This window comes from Cellulosimicrobium cellulans (assembly GCF_007679345.1).
GTDB classification, from domain to species: domain Bacteria; phylum Actinomycetota; class Actinomycetes; order Actinomycetales; family Cellulomonadaceae; genus Cellulomonas; species Cellulomonas cellulans_A.
In genome coordinates this window covers 250,291-268,475 of record NZ_VEGH01000002.1, presented here as the reverse complement: position 1 = coordinate 268,475, position 18,185 = coordinate 250,291, and the positions used below count along the sequence as shown (strand labels likewise).

The following is an 18,185-nucleotide window of genomic DNA, read 5'->3' as shown; positions in this document are numbered from 1 at the left end:
GTGACGGTCAAGGGGCGCTTGCCGGGGGCAACCGGGGCGCGGGGGCGGTCGCGCGGGGGCGGCGGGGGACTGGCCTCCGGGGTCGCGGGTCGGGGGCATCCGCGCGCCGACGGAGACCCCGGGCGCGAGGCGGGGCGGGTGTCCGGGGAACGGATCGTGGGGGGTCACGATGTGGAAGGCGCGCGGGTGGAGCACGCGAGGTCGGTCATCCGTCGGGCCAGCGGTAGAAGAGGCGGAGGCCGCCGGCGTTGGGGCCGAGGCCGTACTGCACCTGGGTGTTCGGTCTGCCGGCCTCGTTCCTGCCGTAGGGGATGATGAGGAGCCAGCCGAAGGCGCGTCGGTGGCGGATGGGTTCGCAGGCGTATGTGGCGTACTTGGCGTCCGGGCGCATGCTCGTGAGGTCGGCCCGCTTGCGGGCGTCCAGCGTGACGCACAGGGGTGGGCTGATCCCGGCGGCGCGCGAGCCGGCGGCGAGGTTGTCCAGGACCTCCTCGGGGGTCTGGTGGACCTTCGCGACTCCCCACGCGCCCCTGACGATGTTGTCCACGAAACCCGAACCCACATTCATCGTGCTCTTGGTCCGGTGGTCCCAGGCACCGTCGGCGAGGGCGTCGCGCAGGATGTCGACCTGGGTCCAGGTGCGGGCGGACTCGGCCCGGCATCCGACCACGGCGTAGAGCACGACGAGGACGAGGGCTGCCAGCCGCACCCGTCGGCGCTGCCCGCGCGCCGACGGCGGGTGTTCGTACCGACGCAGGAGCCAGGCACGCAGGCGCACGTCCCGGCGAGCGCTCCGTTCCGGGCCTGTCACGGCGGTCAGGACCCGTCGGTGGATGTGTCAGACCCCGTCCGGTCCCGGGAGAGGAAGCGCGCCGTCCCCCCGGCGAGCAGCAGGGCTTCTGCGGCGGCCGCCGCCCATGCCAGCGCGGCGCCGGTCGAGGAGGGGCTTCGCCCGGACGAGTCCGGTGTACCGCTGGGTGCGGCGTCGCGGGCGACGGCCGGCCCGGCCTGCTCGGTATGGGTGGCGCCGGCGCCGCCACCCGAGCGCACGTCCTCGCCCTCCTCGTCGGCGACGTGACCCGCGTCCTCCCCCGGGGCGGCCCCGGCCGGGCCGGCGGTGGCGAGCAGGGGCGCGAGGGCGGGCGCGGCGGCCGTCAGGACGCCGACGCGCCGATGCCTGCCACCACGCACCGGGATGTCGAGGGTCGAGGGGACGGGACGGTTCCGGACCATGCTCGCTCCAGCCGCGCTGCGCAGGGGGTCGCGTCGGCGACCCGCCCGGCCGACGCTAGGGACGCACGAACGTCCCCGAAGGGGCTTTCCGGCCCGGGTAGGTGCCGATCTGCCCTGAGCCCGCGCATATCCCTCGCGCGGGGCGCCACCACGCGCGTACCGTCGCCACCATGCGGATCTGACCGGCCCCGAGTCCCCGTCCCGACTCCCCGCCGACCTCCCGCGGTGCCCACCGCGCGCGTCGGCAGCCGGTGGTGATCCCCGTGCCAGCCCTCCCTCCCGCACCCGCGCCCGTCCTGCGGGCCGTCGGCGTGTCCCGCGCCTACGGCGACCGCCGGGTGCTGACCGACCTGTCCGTCGCGGTCGACCCGGGGCACCGGCTCGGGCTGGTCGGGGAGAACGGGATCGGCAAGTCGACGCTGCTGCGGCTGCTGGCCGGCGTCGAGGAGCCGGACGCCGGCGCGGTGCACCGCCCTGCCGACCTCGTGCACCTGGCGCAGGAGCCGCCGTTCGGGCCGGACGCGACGCTCGACGAGGTGCTGGGCGCGGCGCTCGCCGAGGTGCACGCGGTGGCGGCCGCGCTCGAGGACGCCGCCGCGGCGCTCGCGGGTGACGACCCGGGGGCCGCCGGTCGCTACGACGACGCCCTGGCCCGCGCCGCGGCGGTCGGCGTGTGGGACGCCGACGCCCGCGCGCAGCGGGTGCTGGCGGGCCTGGGCCTCGGTGGGGTCGACCCGGGTCGACCCAGCGGGACGCTGTCGGGGGGCCAGCGGTCCCGGCTCGCGCTGGCCGCGGTGCTGGTCCGCCGGCCGCGCGCGGTGCTGCTGGACGAGCCGACCAACCACCTGGACGACGAGGCAGCGGACTTCCTGGCGGCTGCGCTCGCGGCGCTGCCCGGCGCGGTGGTGCTGGCCAGCCACGACCGGGTGTTCCTGGACGAGGTGGTCACGGAGGTGCTCGACCTCGATCCGGTCCTGGGCGGGCCGCGGGTGGTCGGGGGCCGCTACGCGGACTACCGCGCGGCGCGGCAGGCCGCCCGCGAGCGGTGGCAGGAGCGGTGGGCGGCCGAGCAGGACGAGGTCGCCGGTCTCCGGTTGGCGCTGGGCGAGGGCGGGGCGGCGCGGACGCTCGCACCCGGGCGGGAGATGGCCGACCGGAACAAGATGGCCTACGGCCGCGCGGGCGACCGGGTGGAGCAGCAGGTGTCGCGCCGGGTCCGCGACGCACGGCGCCGGCTGGACGAGATCGAGGCCGATCCCGTGCCCCGGCCGCCGCGCCCGCTGCGGTTCCGCGGGGCGCTCACCGGCGGCAGCCGGGGCGACGGCGCCGCGCTCGCCGTCCGCGGCGCCGAGGTGCCGGGCCGGCTGCGGGTGGACGCGCTCGACGTGCACCGGGACACCGCCCTCCTGGTCACCGGGGCCAACGGGTCGGGCAAGTCCACGCTGCTGCACCTGCTGGCGGGCGACCTGGTGCCCGCCGCGGGGACGGTGCGCCGCGCGCAGGACGTCCGGGTCGCGCTGCTCGAGCAGGACGTCGGCCTGGCGGACGACCCCCGCACGCCCCGGGACGTGTACGGCCTGGTGACGGCCGGGGTTCCGGGGGCGGTGCCGCTCGCCGAGCTCGGGCTGGTCGCGGCGCGTGACGTCGACCGGCCGCTGCGCGAGCTGTCGGTGGGGCAGCGGCGACGGGTGGTGCTCGCGCTGCTGGTCGCGCAGGCCCCGGACGTGCTGCTGCTGGACGAGCCGACGAACCACATCTCGCTCGCGCTCGCGGACGAGCTGGCGGACGCGTTGCGGGCGGCGCCGGGCGCTGTGGTGGTCGCGTCGCACGACCGGTGGCTGCGCCGGACGTGGCACGGGACGACGGCCGAGGTGGTGGACGGCCGGTTCCGTGTCGGGGGCGGCTCGTAGGGTGGCGGGCATGACGAGCGAGCAGGACCAGGGCGGGGCCACCGAGGGCGAGCGGCGCGCCGCGCAGGCGCTCGCGGCCGCGGGCATCGCGCACGAGATCGTCCGGCACGGCCCGGTGCGGTCGCTGGCCGAGGCGGCGGCTGCGCGGGGGATCGACCCGTCGGGCATCGTCAAGACGCTGGTCGTGCGCCGGGGGGACGACGACTACCTGTTCGTGCTCGTCCCGGGCGACCGCACGATCTCCTGGCCCAAGCTCCGGGCGCTGCTCGGCGTGAGCCGGATGTCCATGCCGGACGCCGCCACGGCCCGGGAGGTCACCGGCTACGAGCGCGGCACGATCACCCCGTTCGGGTCGCTGCGCGCCTGGCCGGTCGTGGCCGACGAGCGGGTGCCCGGCCGGCCCGCGTCGATCGGTGGCGGCGGGCACGGCGTCGGTGCGCGCGTCGACGGCGACGACCTGGTGCGGGTGCTGGGCGCGACGGTGGCGGACGTGACGGAGCCGTTGCCGGAGGACGCTGCCTGACGGGCCCGCCCCCGCGATCCCGACCGGACGGTCAAGGTCCGGTCAAGAACTGATCCTCGGATCGGGGAACGAAGCGGCCCGCGGGCGCGTTGTCCACGGCGGAGAACGCACCGGTCGAACACCGGCGGACCCCGCGAGACGCGCTCGGCATGCGCGGACGTGCTCGGGGGTCCATGATCGGGCGGCCCCACGCAGACTTGGAGAGAACGAGGACATGAACCTGACCGAGGATCCCGCCCCCGTCGGGGGGATCGACGTGACCGCCGCGCACGGGCGCACGGTGGTCCGGCTGTGGGGCGAGGTCGACGGCGCGCTGCGGGCGGAGGCCAGCATGTCGATGGCCCAGGCGCTGGCCAGCCCGGCGCCCGTGGTCGTGGACGCGCAGGACGTGACGTTCATCGACTCGTCCGGCCTCGCGTTCGTCCTGCAGCTCAACCTGGCGGCGGGGGAGACCCGGCAGGGGCTGACCCTGCGCGACCCGCACCGGCAGGTGCTCGAGAAGCTCGACATGCTCGGCATGGCCGGGGAGTTCGCGCTCGAGCCGGAGCCGGAGCCGGCGCCGGAGCGCGCGATCGCCTGACGACCCCCGGGACCGGCGCGGGCGCCACGCCCGTCGTCCACAGGCGACGCGGGCGGTGCGCGGGGATGTCGGTGGTGGCGGCTAGTTTCGACGCATGCGGCTCCTGCACACCTCCGACTGGCACCTGGGCCGCACCCTGCACGGCGTCGACCTCACGACGCACCAGCAGGCGTTCCTCGACCACCTCGTGGACGTGGTCCGCGAGGAGCGGGTGGACGCGGTGCTGGTGGCGGGCGACGTGTACGACCGCGCGATCCCGCCGGTCGAGTCGGTGGCCCAGCTGTCCGACGCACTGCGCCGGCTGTCCGAGCACGCCGCGGTGGTCGTCACGCCGGGCAACCACGACTCGGCGATCCGGCTCGGCTTCGGGGCGGACCTCATGCGCGACCGCGTCCGCGTGCTCGCGCGGCTGGACGACCTCGCACGGCCGGTCGTGCTGCCGGGCGACGGGCACGACGTGCTGGTCTACGGCCTGCCGTACCTCGACCCCGACGCCGCGCGGCACGCGCTGGCCGACCCGGGTGCCGGTGGCCCGCTGCCGCGTTCGCACGCCGCGGTGCTCGGCGCCGCGATGGACCGGGTCCGCTCGGACCTGACCGCGCGGACGGCCGAGGCGGCCGCCACGGGCCGGGGCGCGCCGCGGTCGGTGGTCCTCGCGCACGCCTTCGTGGTCGGCGGCGCGGCCAGCGAGTCCGAGCGGGACATCCGGGTCGGCGGCGTGGACCACGCGCCCGCCGCGGTGTTCGACGGCGTGGACTACGTCGCCCTCGGGCACCTGCACGGCCCGCAGCGGGTCGGCGACGGCGACGGCCCGACCGTGCTGCGGTACTCGGGCTCGCCGCTCGCGTACTCGTTCTCCGAGGCCCGGCACGCCAAGTCGACCGTGCTGGTGGAGCTGGGCGCGACGGGCGTCCCGGCGGTCCGGCTGGTGCCCTTTCCCGTGCCGCGCCGCCTCACCGACCTGACCGGCCCGCTCGACGACCTGCTCGGGGCCGCGGGCGAGCCGCACGTCGACGACTGGGTGCGGGTCACCGTCACCGACGCGCACCGGCCGGCCGACCTGTACCGGCGCGTGCGGGCGCGGTTCCCCCACGCGCTCGTGGTGCAGCACCAGCCGCCCGCCCGGGAGGCCGGCCCGCGGGTCGCCGAGGTGACGGCGGCGCGCGACCCGCTGGAGGTCGCCGCCGAGTTCGTGCACCACGTGAGCGGGTCCCGCCCCACGGCGGCGGAGGCCGCCGTGCTGCGCCGCGCCTACGAGCAGGTCGTCGCCGCGGAGCGGAGCGCCTGATGCGGCTGCACACCCTGACCATCCAGGCGGTCGGCCCGTTCGCCGGCCGGCACACCGTCGACTTCGCCGCGCTGTCCGCGGGCGGCCTGTTCCTCCTCGAGGGGCCGACCGGGGCGGGCAAGTCGACCGTCATCGACGCGGTCGTGTTCGCGCTGTACGGCAAGGTCGCCTCGGCGTCCGCGAGCGAGGACCGGCTGCGGTCGGCGTTCGCCGCGGACGACGTGGAGACGGTCGTGGACCTGGTGTTCGAGACCGGGTCCGGCGTGTACCGGGTGCGCCGGACGCCGGCCTACGAGCGGGCCAAGAAGCGCGGCACCGGCCGGGCGAAGCAGCAGGCGACCGTCAAGCTGTGGCGGCTCACCGCGGCGCCGGAGAGCGCTCCTGTGCCGCTCGCGGACGACGTCCCGGGCGCCGACGGCGGCGCGGAGCGCGCGGCCACGGACGTCGGCGACCCGCCCGGTGAGCTGCTCTCCACCCGCCTCGACGAGGCCGGCGCCGAGCTCGCCCGGGTGGTGGGCCTGGACCGCGCCCAGTTCGTGCAGACGATGGTGCTGCCCCAGGGCGAGTTCGCCGCCTTCCTGCGCGCGGACCCCGAGCAGCGGCGGGGGCTGCTGCAGCGGATCTTCGGCACCGAGGTGTACGAGCGGGTGCAGCAGCGCCTGGACGAGCTGCGCCGCGAGGCCCAGCGCGCCGTCGCCGAGGCCCGGACCGAGGTGCAGGAGTGCACTGCGCGGTTCGCCGGCGCGGCCGCGGCGGACGAGGAGGGCGTCGCGGCGCTGCGCGCGGCCGCCGCGGAGGACGTCACCGCCCTGACCCCGCTCGTGGCCGACCGGCTCGCCGCGCTGCACGCGCACGAGGTCGCCGCCCGCGCCGCCGCCGACGCCGCCGCGGCCCGCGTGGCGGAGGCCCGCGCCGCGTCCGACGGGGCGGGCGCCCGGCTGCGGCTGGTCCGGCGCCGCGCGGCGCTGGAGGAGGAGCGCGCCCGACTGGCCGAGGCCGCCGAGCAGCACGCCGCGGACGTGGCGCGGGTGGACCGGGCGCGGCGCGCTGCCGTGGCCCGGCCGGTCCTGCGCGGCCTGGACGACGCGCGGGGCGCGCTCGCGGGCGCGGACAAGGAGCTGCGGGCCGCGCTCGACGCCGCACCGGCGGGGCTCGCCCCGGCGGACGCGGAGGCGGCGCTCGCGGACGCGGGACTGCCCGCCGCGCTCGCCGCCGTGCGGGCGACGAGCGCCGCGCTCGTCGCCACCCTCACGCGGGTGGTCGGGCTCGAGCGCACGCTCCCCCAGCGGGCACGCGACCGGGACCGGCTGCGCGAGGTCCAGGCGACCCGGACGCGCACGATGGCCGAGGCCGACGACCTGCTCGCGGTGCGACCGGACGGCCGGGCGGCGCTCGTCGCGGACCTGGAGGCGGCCACCGCTCTCGCCGGGACCGTCCCGACCCGCGCGCGCGACCTGGCCGACGCCGAGGCCGTCGCCGCGGCGGTCCGTGACCTCGCCGCGGCGGAGGCGGAGCTCGCCGTCGCCGCGGACGCCCGCGCGGCCGCCGCGCACGCCGCGGTCGCCGCCGTCGAGGAGGAGTCCCGCCTGCGCCGCGCGCGCCTCGCCGGGTTCGCCGGCGAGCTCGCCGCCGGTCTGGTGCCGGGGGAGCCGTGCCCGGTCTGCGGCGGCACCGAGCACCCGCACCCGGCCCCGCTGGGCGACGCCCCGGTGGCGGAGGAGGACGTGGCGGCGGCCGAGGACGCGCGCCGGGCGGCCGAGGACGCCGTGCGTGCCGCCGAGGTCCGCGTCGTCGGGCGGACCGAGCGGTGCTCGGCCCTGCGCGAGCGCACCGGCGGTCTGCGCGCGGACCAGGGGGCCGAGGCCGCGGCGGCCGTCGACCGCGCCCGGGTGGCCCTGGCCGGTGCCCGGGACGCCGAGGCGGCCCGCGACCGCCTCCGCGCGGAGGTCGCCGAGCACGACCGGGTCACCGACGACCTGCGGCTGACCCGCGCCGCGCTCGGCGAGGAGCACGTCGCCGCCGGCCACGCGCTCGTCCGCGTCGAGGAGGACCTCGCCCGGGACGCCGCCGAGGTCGAGGCGGCGCGCGACGGGCACCCGACGGTGCTGGCCCGTCAGGGTGCCGAGCAGGCGCGGGTCGACGCCGCCGACGGGGTCCTGGCGGCGCTGGACCGCCGGGCCGCCGCCGCCCGCGCGGTGGCCGACCGGGACGCCGAGGTCGCCCGCGTGCTCGCCGAGCAGGACCTGGGCGACGAGGCGGCCGCTCGCGCCGCCGTCGCCGAGGCCGCCGACGTCGCCGTGACCGAGCGCGCGGTCGAGGCGTACCGGACCGCGGTCGCGCGCGTCGAGCAGGGGCTCCGCGACCCGGAGCTCGCGGACCTCGCGGCGGGGGACCCGCGGGCCCTCGCCGCCGAGGTGGCCGAGCTGGAGCAGGCGCTGGCCGACGCGGTGGGCGCGGCGGACGCCGCCGGCGCGCGGCTCGGCTCCGTCCGGGACCGGGCGGCGCGCGCCGCGGACGCCGCGCGGCACGTCACCGGGTCCGCCGCCGCCCTCGCCGCGGCCGAGGAGCAGGCCGCCCCGGTGACCCGCATGGCCCGCCTCGCCGGGGGCGCGGACGCCGACAACGCCCGCGCGCTGTCCCTCGCGACCTACGTGCTCGTGCGCCGGTTCGAGGACGTCGTCGCCGCGGCGAACGACCGGCTGCGGGAGATGTCCGACGGCCGGTACGAGCTGGAGCGCAGCGACGAGCGCGAGGACGTCCGCACCCGGCGCACCGGGCTCGCGATGCGGGTGGTGGACCACACCACCGGCGCCGCCCGCGACCCCCGCACGCTGTCCGGGGGTGAGACGTTCTACGTGTCCCTGTGCCTGGCGCTCGGCATGGCGGACGTCGTCACCGCCGAGGCGGGCGGCGTCGAGCTCGGCACGCTGTTCATCGACGAGGGCTTCGGGACGCTCGACCCGCACACCCTGGACGCGGTGCTCGGTGAGCTCGGTCGGCTGCGCGCGGGCGGCCGCGTGGTCGGGGTGGTGTCGCACGTGGAGGCGCTCAAGCAGGCGGTGGCCGAGCGGATCGAGGTGCGCCGGCGGGTCGACGGGTCGAGCACGCTGACCGTGGTGGCCGGCTGACGGTCGCCATCGCCCGGTCGCGGCCGCCGCCCGACCGCGGTCGCCCGCCGGCAGCCGCGCCGAGCCGCGCGTCACCAGGTCCAGCCGCGCGAGGCCAGCTCGACCTCCTCCCGCATCCGCTCCCACGGGTCGCCCTTGGCCCGCGGCAGCACCTCGACCCCCGCGAGCCGGCAGGCCTCCGCGAGCAGCGCGTCGTAGGCGAGCTGGCTGGCGATGATGCGCTCGGCCCGCGCCCACGCGTGGGTGTCCTCCTCGAGACGCCGGAGGTGGTCGGCGACGATCCCCAGCCGGACCTGCACGTGCAGCGCGTCGAAGGGGTCGGGGGCGGGCGGCCCGCCGTGCCGCCCGTGCCGGACACGGCTGGCCACCCGGTCCAGCACGGTTGCCACCCGGGCGCGGCGCCGCTCGCGGGCAGCGCTCCGTCGCGGCGACGACTCCGCCCCCGGGATCAGCCTGAGCACGACGGCGAACGTCAGCGCCGGCAGCACGAGCCAGAGCACCAGCCACCACGCCATCGGAGCACCTCGCGACCAGCGTAGGCCGAGGGTGTGACCCGCGCCACAGTCGGGGCGGGTCGGGACCTCGGTCCCTCGGGGACGGGATCAGGGACGGACCAGGGTGCTCCCGGATGCCCGCGTGCGAGGGGAGAGCGGGACGATCCACAGGTTGGCAGGGGAGCGACCACGACCAGGGATGGGGATCATGGCCACGAACGACGGCACGCCGATCGCGAGCGCGCGCGGTCTGGTGAAGACGTACGGCACGGGTGAAGCGGCGGTGCGGGCGCTCGACGGCGTCGACGTGGACTTCGGGCGCGGGGAGCTCACCGCGATCATGGGCCCGTCGGGGTCCGGCAAGTCGACCCTCATGCACTGCATGGCGGGCCTGGACCGCGGGGACGCCGGCACCGTGGTGGTGGACGGCCTCGAGGTCAGCGCGATGAACGAGCGGAAGCTGACCCGGCTGCGCCGCGACCACCTCGGCTTCGTGTTCCAGGCGTTCAACCTGGTCCCGACCCTGACGGCGCTCGAGAACATCACGCTGCCGCTGGACATCGCGCGCCGCCCCGTCGACCGGGCGCACCTGGACGCCGTGGTGCAGGCCGTCGGCCTGGCGGACCGGCTCGGACACAAGCCGACGGAGCTGTCCGGAGGCCAGCAGCAGCGCGTGGCCTGCGCGCGCGCCCTGGTGTCGCGGCCCTCGGTGGTGTTCGCGGACGAGCCGACCGGCAACCTCGACTCGACCTCCTCGGGCGAGGTGCTGGGCTTCCTGCGTCGCTCGGTCGACGACCTGGGCCAGTCGGTCGTCATGGTGACCCACGACCCGACCGCGGCGTCCTACGCGCACCGGGTGCTGTTCCTCGCGGACGGGCGCCTCGTCGGCGAGCTCGCCGACCCCACCCCGGACTCCGTCCTCGCCGCGCTCGCGGCCCTGCGCCCGGTCCCGGCCGGTGCCGCCGCCCCGGTCGCCGTCGCGGCCGCCGACGGGCGGCGCTGATGCTGCGGGTGGCGCTGCGCGGCATCCGCGCCCACCTCGTCCGGTTCCTGCTCTCCCTGCTGGCGGTCGCCCTGGGCGTCGCCTTCGTCGCGGGCACGTTCTCGCTCCGCACCATGATGTCGAGCACCTTCGACGGCATCGTCGACGCCGGCACCCCCGGCGACGCCTACGTCCGCGCGGAGCCCGCCGAGGGCTCGTCGGTGGTCGAGGGCACCACGGCCGGCCCGGCGGTGCCGATGACGCTCGCGGACGAGATCGCCGCCCTCGACGGGGTCGCCCACGCGATTCCCGAGGCGCAGGGCTCGATCGTCCTCGTCGGCGCGGACGGCACCGCCGTCCAGAGCACGCAGGCGCCCAGCCTGGTCTTCTCCTACCTGCCGGACGACCCGTCGCTCGACGTGGTCGAGGGCCGCGGCCCGGAGCGACCGGGCGAGATCGCGCTCGAGACGGCCACGCTGGCCTCCTCGGGCCTCGAGGTCGGCGACAGCACGCAGGTCGTCCTCGGCGGGCAGCTGTCGGACGCCGAGGTCGTGGGCCGGTTCGACATGGGCGCGCCCATGGCCGGCGCGACGCTCGTGGTGGTCGACCCCGGCACCGGCTACGCGCTGTTCGCGCCCGACGGCGACGTCGCCGACATCGCGGTCTACGCCGAGGACGGCACCACGCCGGCCGAGCTCGTCGACGCCATCGCCCCGCTCGTCCCCGGCGACCTGCAGGTCGTCACCGGGCAGGAGCTGCGGGACGAGAACAAGGACGCCATCGGCGAGATGCTCGGCTTCATCACGACGTTCCTGCTGGTGTTCGCGGCGATCGCGCTGTTCGTGGGCGCGTTCATCATCTCCAACACCTTCGCGATGTCGGTCCGGCAGCGGATGCGCGAGTTCGCGCTGCTCCGCGCGGTCGGGGCGTCGCCGGCGCAGGTGTTCGCCTCGATCCTGGTCCAGGCGGCGGTCGTCGGCCTGATCGGCTCCGCGCTCGGCATCGCCGGCGGGCTCGGCCTCGTGCAGGGGCTCAAGTCCGTGTTCGAGGCGATGGGCATGGACCTGGCCGGGGACATCCCGGTCGACGGTGCGACGATCGGCGTCTCGCTGGTCGTCGGTACCGTGGTCAGCGTCCTCGCCGCCGCCGTGCCCGCGCGCCGCGCCGCCCTGGTGCCGCCGGTCGAGGCGATGCGCGACGACGTCGCGGTGCCCGAGCGCTCGATCCGGGTGCGCGCGGTCCTCGGCACGCTCCTGACCGGCCTCGGCGCCGCGGCGGTGCTCGCCGCCGTCCTGAACACCGGCGAGGAGACGCTGGACGCCGCGCTCGGGGCGGGCGCCGCCGGGGTCCTGGTCGGCGTGCTCATGCTGGCGCCGAGCCTCGCGCGGACCGTCGTCGGGACGCTCGCGTGGCCGGTCGTGCGGCTGCTCCGGCCCGTCGGCCGGCTGGCGCGCGGCAACGTCGTGCGCAACCCGCGCCGCACCGCCAACACGGCGGGTGCGCTGATGATCGGCATGGCGCTGGTCGGCGGCGTGTCGGTGATCGCGGCCTCCGCGCAGGCCTCGGTCGCCGGGGTCGTCGAGTCGCAGCTGCACACCGACCTCGTCCTGCAGTCCGCCACCCGGGACCTGCCGAAGGGCGTGATCGCCGACGTCGACGCGCTCCCGGAGGTCGGGGACACGGCGGCGTTCGCGTTCGCGCCGCTCCAGGTGTCCTCGGACGGCGACGAGGCCGGGACGCAGTACGTCGCCGGGGCCCGGGACGACCTGTTCGACACCACGATCGAGGCGGAGACGATCGACGGCGACCTGGCGTCGCTCGCCGACGGCGAGGCCGCTGTCCAGGAGTCGACGGCGGACGACCAGGGGTGGGCCGTCGGCGACACCCTGCGCATCGCCGGCGCCACCGGCCCGCGGGACGTCACGATCGGCGCGGTGTTCACCAGCAACGTGATCGGCGCCCCGGTGGTCGTCGGCACCCAGGTCCTGGACGCGCTGGTGCCGCCCGAGCAGCAGATGGTCGACCTCCTGGCGGTCGACGCCGCCCCGGGGGTCGGCGCCGACGCGCTCAAGGACGCCGTGACCGCGGCCGTGGCGCCCTACGTCGTCGTCTCGGTGCTGACCCAGGACGAGTTCGTGTCGAGCATCGCCGACCAGGTCAACCAGGTGCTGGTGATCCTGTACGCGCTGCTCGGGCTCTCGGTCGTGATCGCGGTGCTGGGCATCGTGAACACGCTCGCCCTGTCCGTCATCGAGCGCACCCGGGAGATCGGCCTGCTCCGGGCCGTGGGCCTGGGCCGGCTCCAGCTCGCCGGCACCGTCACGGTGGAGTCCGTGCTGACAGCGGTGTTCGGCACCGTCGTCGGTCTCGTGGTCGGGGTGGCGCTCGCGTCCGCCCTGCCGTCCGTGTACGCCGACGACGGCCTGTCCGAGCTGGTGATCCCGTGGGGGAACCTGGTGGGCATGCTCGGGCTGGCCGTCGTCGTCGGGGTGCTGGCCGCGCTGTGGCCCGGCACCCGGGCGGCCCGGATGCGGGTGCTGGACGCCGTCAGCTACGAGTGAGCACCCACCCGTCCGGGCCGGCGAGGTCGTCGGCCCGGGCGGGGCCCCAGGAACCGGGCGCGTACGGCTCGGGCTCGGGCCGGTCCGGCCCCAGCAGCGGGGCGAACGCCCGCCAGGCCGCCTCCAGCCCGTGCGGCGTGGTGAACAGCGTCCGGTCGCCCACCAGCACGTCGTGCAGGAGGGACGCGTACGGCGCGATCGGGTCGCCGGGCTCGACGTCGTCCAGCCCCAGCGACGCGGTCCCGGTGGCGAGTCGGAGGTCCGGCCCTGGCTGCTTGACGGTCGTCGTGATGTCGATGGCGCCGTCGCCCGCCAGCGACAGGCTGATGCGGCCCGGGCCGGCCGGCTCGCCGAACAGCTCGTCCGGCGTCTTCAGCACCAGCGTGACCCGCTGCGCCGACACCGCCATGCGCTTGCCGGTCCGCAGCAGGAACGGCACGCCGCGCCAGCGGTCGTTGTCCACCCACAGCCGCGCGGCGACGAACGTGTCGGTCGTCGAGTCGTCGGCGATGCCGTCGATGTCCCGGTAGCCGTCGAACTGGCCCAGGACGACCTCGGCGGGGTCGAGCGGGCGGAAGCAGCCGATCACAGCCTCGCGCGCCGTCGCCAGGTGGTCCGCGTCGAGCGCGGCGGGCGGCTCCATCGCGACCTCGGCCGCGATCTGGAACAGGTGCGTGACGAGCATGTCCAGGGCGGCCCCGGTCTCGTCGTAGAAGTCCGCCCGGTCGGCCACGTCCAGCGTCTCCGGGACGTCGACCTGCACCTGCGCCACGTGCCGCCGGTTCCACACCCCGCCGAACAGCTCGTTGCCGAACCGGAGCACGTGCAGGTTCTGGGTCGCCTCCTTGCCGAGGAAGTGGTCGATCCGGAACACCTGGTCCTCGTCGAGCACCTCGTGCACGAGGGCGTCGAGCTCCTCGAACGACTCCGGGGAGGTGCCGTACGGCTTCTCGTAGACCACCCGGACGCCCTCGGCCATCCCGTGCGCGCGCAGGGCGCGGGTCGTCGGGGCGAACGCCGACGGCGGGACCGCGAGGTAGTGCACGACGGTCACGTCCCCGTCGTCACCGCCGGCGAGGTCGCGCCGGGCGTCCCGCACGGCGTCCACCAGCTCGCCCGGGTCGTCCTCGGTGAAGGTCAGCGCGTAGGACACGTGGCCGTCGAGGGCGTCGGCGTGCCCAGGCTCGCCGTGCTCCTCGAGCGAGGACCGGACCAGGTCGGCGAGCTCGTCGTCGCCGATGGGCTTGCGGCCGGTGCCGATGAGCGCCCACCGCTCCGGCAGCAGCCCGCGCGAGGCGAGCTGGGCGAGGCCCGGGTAGACCATGCGCTCGGCGAGGTCGCCGCGGGCGCCGTGCAGGACGAACAGGACCGGCGTCTCGACCGGCGTCGTGGGTGCCATGCCGCGGCTCAGAGGGCGGGCGGGTCGGTGCGCTCCGGGTGCCGCACCGGCGGTTCGTGGGTGCCCTCGCGCTTCTGCTTCTCGAGGAAGTCGCGCGCCTTCGCGGTGGCCTGGTCGACCTTGCGGTCGGTGGAGTCCGAGGTGCGGGACTTCACCGCGTCGGCGGCCTTGTCGATCGCGCCCGCGATCTTGTCCTCGTTGCCGGCGACGGCCTTCTTGGCCTTGTCGACGAAGTCCCCGATGCCCATGTCCGCTCCCGTCGTGGCGCAGGTGGATGCCTGCCACGAGTCAACGTCGGGCCCCGGACCCCCGCAACCGGGCGGCGGTCCCCTCCCTCGCCGAGAGAGGACCGCCGCGCCGAGATAGGACCGTGCGCGGTCCTACCTCGGACGAGAGGTCCTATCTCGGCGAGGAGAGTCGGCGGGTCAGATCGCGTAGGCCGCCAGGAAGCCCGCGTTGATCGCCTCGCCGACCTTCGCCGGCTTGACGCAGTCGCCCACCGGGACCACGTCCGCGCGGCCGGCGAGCGCCTCCGGCAGCGCGGTGTTCGGGCGGACGCCGAACGCCGACAGGACGGTGTCGGCGTCGACGTGGACCTGCTCGCCGTCGGGGCCGGTCGCGGAGAGGCCCTTCTCGTCGATCGCGGTGACGGTGTGGCCGGTGAGGATCCGTACGCCCGCCTCGGCCAGCTGCCGGAGCAGCGTGATCCGGTTGATGACGATCATGTCCTTCGCGAGCTCGGACGCCATCTCGACGATCGTCACCTCGTGGCCGGCCTGGGCGAGCTCCAGAGCGGAGTCCGCGCCGGACAGGCCGCCGCCGGCGACGACGACCCGCTGCCCGACCGGGGTGCCGAGGTGGAAGTCCAGCACCTCGACCACGTTCGGGCCGTCGATGCCGGGGATCGACCGCGGCACGATCGGCAGCGAGCCGGTCGCGACGATGATCTGGTCCGCGCCGTCGAGCTCCGGGGAGCAGGCGGTGATCTCCGTGCCCAGGTGCACCGTGACGGGCAGGTCGGCGAGCTGCCGCTCCCACCAGCCGACCATGCCGCGCAGCTCCTTCTTGAACTCCGGCGTCGCGGCGGGCCACAGCACGCCCCCGAGGTTCGAGCCCTTCTCGTACAGGTCCACGCGGTGGCCGCGGAGGCCCGCCACCCGGGCGGCCTCCAGCCCGCCGGGGCCGCCGCCCACGACGACGACGTGCTTCGGCCGGGGCGCGATCGTGAGCACCCGCTCGCGCTCGAAGCCGACCTGCGGGTTGACCGCGCAGCCCAGCGCCTCGGCGAAGAACGCGTGGCCGACGCACATCGCGTTGCACCGGATGCACGGGCGCACGTCGCCCCGGCGGCCCTCCCGGAGCTTGTTCGCCCACTCGGGGTCCGCGATCAGGCCGCGGCCGATGCCCGCGAAGTCGGCCTCGCCCGCCGCGATGACGGCCTCGGCGTTCTCCGGGGTCAGGTTGCCCACCGCCATCACCGGGATGGACAGGACCTCCTTCATCGCCTTCGCGGCCGGCGCCATGCACGCGTCGCCCAGGTAGTACGGCGGGAACACGTAGTCCATCGCCTCGTAGGAGCCGTCGTCGGCGATGAGCAGGTCCAGGCCCGCCGCCTCGAGCACCACGGCGATCCTCCGCGACTCCTCGACGGTGCGGCCGCCCGGGAACCGGTGGTCGACGGACAGCCGGAACGACACCGGCAGGCCGGGTGCGGCCTCCTTCACGGCCCGGATGATCTCGACGGCGAACCGGCACCGGTTCTCCGTCGAGCCTCCGTAGGAGTCGGTGCGCCGGTTCCACACCGGGCTCAGGAACTGGTCGACCAGGTAGCCGGTGTGGCCGTGGATGTCGAGGGCGTCGATCCCGGCCCGCGCGGCGCGGGCGGCGGCCTCGGCATGCCGGCGGACGATCACCCGGATCTCGTCGACCTCGAGCGGTCGGCACAGCACCTCGGGGTGCGCGTAGTGCGGGTTGTCCGACGCCGAGATCGGCAGCCGCTCGGGGTCCACGTTGTTGATGTTCCGGCCGAGACCGGCCGTGAGCTGGAGCGAGATCTTCCCGCCGACGCGGTGGACCGACTCCGCGAGTGCGGTCAGGCCCGGCAGCGCGGCGTCGGTGTCGACGCGGCACAGGCCCGGGTTGATGACCTCGTAGTCCTGCGACACGGCCGAGATGCCGGTCATCACCAGGCCGGTGCCACCCTTGGCGCGCTCGGTGTAGTACGCGATCTCGCGCTCGGTGATGAGGCCCTCGTGGGTGCCCATCTCGGTGCCCATGGGGGCGAGGGCGACACGGTTGGGCAGGTCGAGCGAGCCGATGCGGCCGGGTTGCAGGACGTGGTCGAAGGTGGCGGTCATGTCGGGTCCTCCTGGGGCGGGTGCGGCGCGGCTGGGGTGGCGCCGGGATTCCTGACGGATCAGCGAGACTCCTCGATCGTCGGATACCGACCAGGCGGTCGGCAGGGTCGTTCGTCCCGATCCGGGCGGGTTCGCGCCGGTGGACGCGCGCGACCACCCGGATGCGTCGTCGGGGTGAAGGTCCTGCGCCGGGCCACGTCCGGGGTCCCGGCGGGGGTGGCCGGCCCGTACCCTCGGGGCGTGACCCGCACCCGCAGCCCCCGCCGTCGCGTCGGATGCGTGGTCGGCCTGACCGCCGCCGTGCTCGTCCTCGTCGGCGGGACCCTGCTCGCCGACCGCGTGACCCACTCGATCGCCGAGGACGTCGCCGCCGACGCGGTGCGGTCCCAGCTCGGGGCCACCGACCCGCAGGTCGACGTCACCGGCTTCCCGTTCCTCACCCAGCTCGCCCGCGGCACGCTCGACGACGTGCACCTCACCGCCACCGGCGCGACGCTGCGCGGGCTCGACGTCACGGACCTCGACGTCGTCGCGACCGGCGTGGCGGTGCGGGAGCCGCGCGGCGCCGAGCACGTCGTCGCGACCGCGACCGTGCCGACCGCATCGCTGGAGTCCCTGCTCCGCGAGCGCACCGGCTGGGACCTGGCGCTCGCGGTCGACGGCGAGGCCCTGGTGGCCACCGGCGCCGTCGCCGGCGTCCCGGTCGGCGTGACCCTGGCGCTCGCGCCGGCGGGCGCCGACGGCCTCGTCGCGACCATCACCAGCGCGTCGCTGGGCGGGTTCTCGATCGACGCCGGGCTGCTCCCCGACGGCCTGGCCTCGCGGATCGCCGAGGTCGACGTCGCGGACCAGCTGCCGGCCGGCGCCGAGGTGACCGGCGCCGTGATCGAGGCGGACGGCCTGCACCTGACCGTGGAGCTCGCCGACGTGACCCTCGACAGCCTGTGACCGGGTTCCTCGAAGCCCTGCGCACGCTGCCCGGGGAGATCTGGGACCGCGCCACCACCGTCCAGCCCGCGCCGGGCCAGGCCGTGCTGCTCGGGACGCTGGGCGCCGCGCTGCTCTGCCTCGCCGTCCCGACGCTCTGGCACGTCTCCCGGCACCTGCTGACGATCGTGCACGAGGCGGCGCACGGACTGGTCGCGGTGCTGTCCGGCCGTCGGCTGTCCGGGATCCGGGTGCACTCGGACACCTCGGGCCTCACGGTGTCCGTGGGCAGGCCGCGCGGTCCGGGCATGGTGGCGACGGCCTTCGCCGGCTACGTGGGGCCCGCGCTGCTCGGCCTCGGGGCCGCGTGGCTGCTCGGCCGGGGGTACGCCGTGGGGCTGCTGTGGGCGCTGCTGGTCGTGCTGGTGGTCGTGCTGGTCCAGATCCGGAACTGGTACGGGCTGTGGGCGGTGCTGGCGACGGGCGTCGTGCTGGTGGGCGTCTCGTGGTGGGGGAGCGCCGCGGTGCAGGTCGCGGTCGCGTACGCGGTGACCTGGTTCCTGCTGCTCGGGGCGCCGCGGGCGGTGCTGGAGATGCAGTCCCAGCGCCGGCGGGCGCGCGGCCGCGGGACCTCGGACGCGGACGTCCTGGCGCGGCTGACCCGGGTGCCGGGCGGCGTGTGGGTGACGGTGTTCCTGCTGGTGTGCGGCGGGGCGCTGGTGCTGGGCGGCTCGTGGATCCTGGAGCGTCCGCTGCTCTGAGGTCGGTGCGGCCGGTTCCGCCGGGGCGACCCGTGAGGTCGT

15 protein-coding genes are annotated in these 18,185 nt (G+C 76.4%); 9 read left to right on the top strand and 6 right to left on the bottom strand.

From position 1 onward, the window contains the following. Nucleotides 1–205 precede the first annotated feature (205 nt). Nucleotides 206–709, bottom strand: coding sequence for a hypothetical protein (locus FS882_RS03520; RefSeq protein WP_158370856.1), 504 nt, complete (start codon nucleotides 707–709; stop codon nucleotides 206–208). Nucleotides 710–816: 107 nt separating this feature from the next. Next, nucleotides 817–1,233, bottom strand: coding sequence for a hypothetical protein (locus tag FS882_RS03515; protein ID WP_158370854.1), 417 nt, complete (start codon nucleotides 1,231–1,233; stop codon nucleotides 817–819). A 263-nt stretch (nucleotides 1,234–1,496) separates the two neighbouring features. On the opposite strand from FS882_RS03515, the gene FS882_RS03510 reads away from it, so the two are divergent. From FS882_RS03510 to FS882_RS03490, 5 genes are all read left to right on the top strand, one after another. Beyond that, nucleotides 1,497–3,143: an ATP-binding cassette domain-containing protein gene (locus FS882_RS03510; RefSeq protein ID WP_158370852.1), complete on the top strand. Its 1,647-nt coding sequence runs from the start codon at nucleotides 1,497–1,499 to the stop codon at nucleotides 3,141–3,143. 10 nt (nucleotides 3,144–3,153) lie between these two features. After that, a complete protein-coding gene (locus tag FS882_RS03505) occupies nucleotides 3,154–3,666 on the top strand; it encodes an aminoacyl-tRNA deacylase (protein WP_158370850.1) in 513 nt (170 codons plus the stop codon). Between the two features lie 214 nt (nucleotides 3,667–3,880). Beyond that, nucleotides 3,881–4,246 (top strand): STAS domain-containing protein, encoded by a 366-nt coding sequence (locus FS882_RS03500; RefSeq protein WP_158370847.1) that lies wholly within the window; start codon nucleotides 3,881–3,883, stop codon nucleotides 4,244–4,246. A gap of 94 nt (nucleotides 4,247–4,340) precedes the next feature. Next, nucleotides 4,341–5,534, top strand: coding sequence for an exonuclease SbcCD subunit D (locus FS882_RS03495; RefSeq protein ID WP_158370845.1), 1,194 nt, complete (start codon nucleotides 4,341–4,343; stop codon nucleotides 5,532–5,534). Continuing rightward, a complete protein-coding gene (locus tag FS882_RS03490; RefSeq protein WP_158370843.1) occupies nucleotides 5,534–8,662 on the top strand; it encodes an AAA family ATPase in 3,129 nt (1,042 codons plus the stop codon). The genes FS882_RS03495 and FS882_RS03490 overlap by 1 nt, the downstream gene beginning before the upstream one ends. A gap of 71 nt (nucleotides 8,663–8,733) precedes the next feature. Here FS882_RS03490 and FS882_RS03485 read toward each other — a convergent pair whose 3' ends face one another. Beyond that, nucleotides 8,734–9,177 (bottom strand): hypothetical protein, encoded by a 444-nt coding sequence (locus FS882_RS03485; protein ID WP_158370841.1) that lies wholly within the window; start codon nucleotides 9,175–9,177, stop codon nucleotides 8,734–8,736. A 187-nt stretch (nucleotides 9,178–9,364) separates the two neighbouring features. Between FS882_RS03485 and FS882_RS03480 the strand changes: the two genes are divergently transcribed. Next, entirely contained in the window at nucleotides 9,365–10,159 is a 795-nt protein-coding gene (locus FS882_RS03480) for an ABC transporter ATP-binding protein (RefSeq protein WP_158370838.1), read from the top strand. Then, nucleotides 10,159–12,699, top strand: a complete 2,541-nt coding sequence (locus FS882_RS03475; protein ID WP_158370836.1) for an ABC transporter permease — start codon at nucleotides 10,159–10,161, stop codon at nucleotides 12,697–12,699. The genes FS882_RS03480 and FS882_RS03475 overlap by 1 nt, the downstream gene beginning before the upstream one ends. Here the strand turns inward: FS882_RS03475 and FS882_RS03470 are convergent. The 3 genes from FS882_RS03470 to FS882_RS03460 form a co-directional block, all read right to left on the bottom strand. Continuing rightward, nucleotides 12,686–14,098 carry a glucose-6-phosphate dehydrogenase gene (locus tag FS882_RS03470; protein ID WP_158370834.1) on the bottom strand — a complete coding sequence of 471 codons (1,413 nt, stop codon included), beginning with the start codon at nucleotides 14,096–14,098 and terminating at the stop codon, nucleotides 12,686–12,688. The two genes, FS882_RS03475 and FS882_RS03470, sit on opposite strands and share 14 nt — an antisense overlap. Nucleotides 14,099–14,106: 8 nt before the next feature. Next, nucleotides 14,107–14,346: an antitoxin gene (locus FS882_RS03465; RefSeq protein ID WP_147795162.1), complete on the bottom strand. Its 240-nt coding sequence runs from the start codon at nucleotides 14,344–14,346 to the stop codon at nucleotides 14,107–14,109. Nucleotides 14,347–14,523: 177 nt separating this feature from the next. Next, nucleotides 14,524–16,455: an FAD-dependent oxidoreductase gene (locus FS882_RS03460; RefSeq protein WP_158370832.1), complete on the bottom strand. Its 1,932-nt coding sequence runs from the start codon at nucleotides 16,453–16,455 to the stop codon at nucleotides 14,524–14,526. Between the two features lie 240 nt (nucleotides 16,456–16,695). On the opposite strand from FS882_RS03460, the gene FS882_RS03455 reads away from it, so the two are divergent. Continuing rightward, complete coding sequence (locus tag FS882_RS03455) at nucleotides 16,696–17,403, top strand: DUF2993 domain-containing protein (protein WP_187365112.1); 708 nt, start codon at nucleotides 16,696–16,698, stop codon at nucleotides 17,401–17,403. Beyond that, the gene (locus FS882_RS03450) at nucleotides 17,400–18,143 is read left to right on the top strand and encodes a M50 family metallopeptidase (protein ID WP_262348040.1); all 744 of its coding nucleotides are present in this window, start codon (nucleotides 17,400–17,402) and stop codon (nucleotides 18,141–18,143) included. The genes FS882_RS03455 and FS882_RS03450 overlap by 4 nt, the downstream gene beginning before the upstream one ends. Nucleotides 18,144–18,185 lie beyond the last annotated feature (42 nt).